A 3,116-nucleotide genomic window follows, 5' to 3' on the forward strand; every position below is an offset into this window, starting at 1 on the left:
CGGCGGGAGCCGCTCGTCGGCGGTCACGGCGGCGGGGGAGGGGACGAGGTCCGCGTCGGTGACGGCGCGCACCTCGTCGAGGCTGACGCCGGGGGCGAGTTCCACGACCGCCAGGTCCTCGGTGGCGGTGACGTCGAAGACACCGAGGTCGGTGATGACACGGTGCACACACGCCTTGCCGGTGAGCGGCAGGGTGCAGGCGCGCACGATCTTCGGGCTGCCGTCCTTGGAGGTGTGCTCCATCAGCACGATCACCTTGCGGGCGCCGTGCACGAGGTCCATCGCCCCGCCCATGCCCTTGATCATCTTGCCGGGCACGGTCCAGTTGGCGAGGTCCCCGCCGGTGGAGACCTGGAGGCCGCCGAGTATCGCGGTGTCCAGATGGCCACCGCGGATCATGCCGAAGGACAGCGCGGAGTCGAAGAACGAGGCGCCGGGCAGGACGGTGACCGTCTCCTTGCCCGCGTTGACGAGGTCCGGATCGACCTCGTCGGCGAGCGGGTAGGGGCCGACGCCGAGCAGCCCGTTCTCGGAGTGCAGGACCACGTCGACGCCGTCCGGCAGATGGTTCGGCACCAGCGTGGGCAGGCCGATGCCGAGGTTGACGTAGGAGCCGTCGGTCAGCTCCGCCGCCGCGCGGGCGGCCATGGCGTCACGGTTCCAGGGCATCAGCGCACCGTCGCCTTCTCGATGGTCTTGTCCGCACTCTGTTCGGCGGTGAGAGGCACCACCCGCTGCACGAACAGGCCGGGCAGATGCACCTCGTCCGGGTGCAGGGCGCCGTCCACCAGCTCCTCCACCTCGGCCACGGTCACCGTGCCGGCCATCGCCGCCAGCGGGTTGAAGTTGCGGGCGGAACGGTGGAAGACGAGGTTCCCGTGGCGGTCGCCGCGCTCCGCCCGGACCAGGGCGAAGTCGGTGGTGACCGACTCCTCCAGCACGTACGCCCGGCCGTCGAACGCGCGCTGCTCCTTCGGCGGGGACGCCACCTCGACCGCGCCGTCGGCGGTGTACTTCCACGGCAGTCCGCCGTCCGCGACCTGGGTGCCGATACCGGCCGGGGTGAAGAACGCGGGGATGCCGCAGCCCCCGGCCCGCAGCCGCTCCGCCAGCGTGCCCTGGGGGATGAGCTCGACCTCCAGTTCGCCGCTCAGGTACTGGCGGGCGAACTCCTTGTTCTCGCCGACGTAGGAGGCCGTCACCCGGCTGATCCGGTGGTCGGCGAGCAGGACGCCCAGACCGTGGTGGTCGGTGCCGCAGTTGTTCGACACCACCCGCAGACCGCCGACGGCCCGCTCGTGCAGGGCGTGCAGCAGGACCGAGGGAATGCCGCAGAGGCCGAAGCCGCCGACCGCGAGGGAGGCGCCGTCGCCGATGTCGGCCACGGCCTCCCGTGCGTCGGTGATCACCTTGTCCACCGGTTCAGCCCTCCTGACCGGCGACGACACGGCTCCGGACCTCGCCGAAACCGATACGGGTGCCGTCGGGGCCGGGCGCGGTCGCCGTGATGACGACCTCGTCGCCGTCCTCCAGGAACCCCCGGGTGGACCCGTCCTCGAGGACCAGCGGGTCCCGGCCGTTCCAGGTGAGCTCCATCAGGGACCCGCGCTCCCGCGGCCCGGGGCCGCTGACCGTGCCCGAGGCGTAGAAGTCGCCGGTGCGCAACGAGGCTCCGTTGACCGTCATGTGCGCGAGCATCTGGGCCGGGGTCCAGTACATCGAGGTGAACGAGGGAGCCGCCACCACCTGCCCGTTGAGGCGTACTTCGAGGTCCAGGGCGAGTCCCCAGTCCTCCCCGTCGCGCAGGTACGGACGCAGCGGCTCGGTACGCGCCGGCGGGGCGGTGCGGGCGGCGGTCAGCGCGTCCAGCGGCACGATCCACGGCGACACGGACGTCGCGAACGACTTGGCGAGGAACGGGCCGAGCGGTACGTACTCCCAGGCCTGCAGGTCCCGGGCGCTCCAGTCGTTGACCAGGCAGACCCCGAAGACGTGGTCGGCGAAGTCGTCGACGCCCACCCGGCTGCCCTGCGCGGACGGCACGCCGACGACGAAGCCGACCTCGGCCTCGATGTCGAGGCGCTCGGAGGGGCCGAAGCCGGGCTCCCCGCCGTCGACCGGCCGGCTCTGCCCCCACGGGCGCACCACGTCCGTACCGGAGACCACCAGGGTGCCCGCACGGCCGTGGTAGCCGATCGGCAGGGGCGGCGTGGTGTTCGGAGGCGTAGAAGTCCACGTAGTCGGCCGGTTCGAACGGCATCAGCATCCGGACGGCGTCGAGGCGGTGCAGCGCCGGGCGTACCGCCTCCTCGTGGGCGGCGTCGGTGAGCAGGGCGGTGATCTCGGCCCGGACCTCCTGCCAGCGGGTACGGCCCTGGGCCATGAAGGCGTTCAGGCCGGCCCGCGCGAACGTGGCGTCGTCGAGGGCCCGCGCGAGGTCCAGGACGTGCTCGCCGACGGCGACGCCGACCCGGGGCGCTTCGCCCTCCGGGGCGAACACCCCGTAGGGGAGGTTGTGCAGGGGGAACGGGGAGCCTTCGGCCACGGGGAGCCAGCCGGGGGAGGTCATGGTGGAGCGGTCCTTTCAGACGGTGTCGAGGAGGGTGGCCGCCTCGGACACCGGTGTACGGGTGGAGCAGGAGCCGTAGGAGACGAGCAGGGTCCGCGCGGCGTCCGCGGCGGACACGGGCAGTGCGGCCAGCTCGCCTGCCAGGGCCTCGGGTGCGGTCATCCGCAGGGCTTGCGGTACGCAGGCCGGTGCGGCGGGGGCCGCCGGGTCGGCCGTCGCGGCGCGCGCGGCGGCGAGCAGCAGGTTCAGACAGCCGTGGTGGGTGAAGCCGGTGTCCGGGTCCCGGTGGCGGACCGCGTGGTGCAGTCCGGCGGTCGCCTTGAACGGCACCCGGGCCCGCGCGCACGCCCACACGAAGTGGGCCACCTCGGCCGTGGTGGGGAACAGGTCGGCCCGCACCCCGCCGCAGCGCAGCTTGGCGCCGGTTGCCGGGGCGCCGGCGAGCGCGGTGAGGAGGGCGTCGACTCCGGCCGGGGCGGCCGGCTCCAGGAACACCGGTACGTCCGTGCCGGCGGTGGCGGCCAGCACCGCCGGCACCCCCTTCGCC

Annotated in this window: 2 protein-coding genes and 2 pseudogenes; all 4 read right to left on the minus strand. The window is 73.4% G+C overall.

Going from position 1 to position 3,116, the window contains the following annotated elements; genetic code table 11:
• On the minus strand, nucleotides 1–669 hold a 669-nt coding region (locus IH13_RS0119125), incomplete at its 3' end, for a 3-oxoacid CoA-transferase subunit B (RefSeq protein WP_082317645.1).
• The gene (locus IH13_RS0119130) at nucleotides 669–1,418 is read right to left on the minus strand and encodes a CoA transferase subunit A (RefSeq protein ID WP_031086043.1); all 750 of its coding nucleotides are present in this window, start codon (nucleotides 1,416–1,418) and stop codon (nucleotides 669–671) included. The genes IH13_RS0119130 and IH13_RS0119125, both read right to left, overlap by 1 nt.
• Nucleotides 1,419–1,422: 4 nt before the next feature.
• Nucleotides 1,423–2,569 (minus strand): annotated as a pseudogene (locus IH13_RS37865) (fumarylacetoacetate hydrolase family protein).
• Nucleotides 2,570–2,584: 15 nt separating this feature from the next.
• Nucleotides 2,585–3,116, minus strand: a pseudogene (locus IH13_RS0119140) (hypothetical protein); the annotation flags it as partial.

Source organism: Streptomyces sp. NRRL WC-3549, assembly GCF_000721935.1.
In the GTDB taxonomy this organism is placed as follows: domain Bacteria; phylum Actinomycetota; class Actinomycetes; order Streptomycetales; family Streptomycetaceae; genus Streptomyces.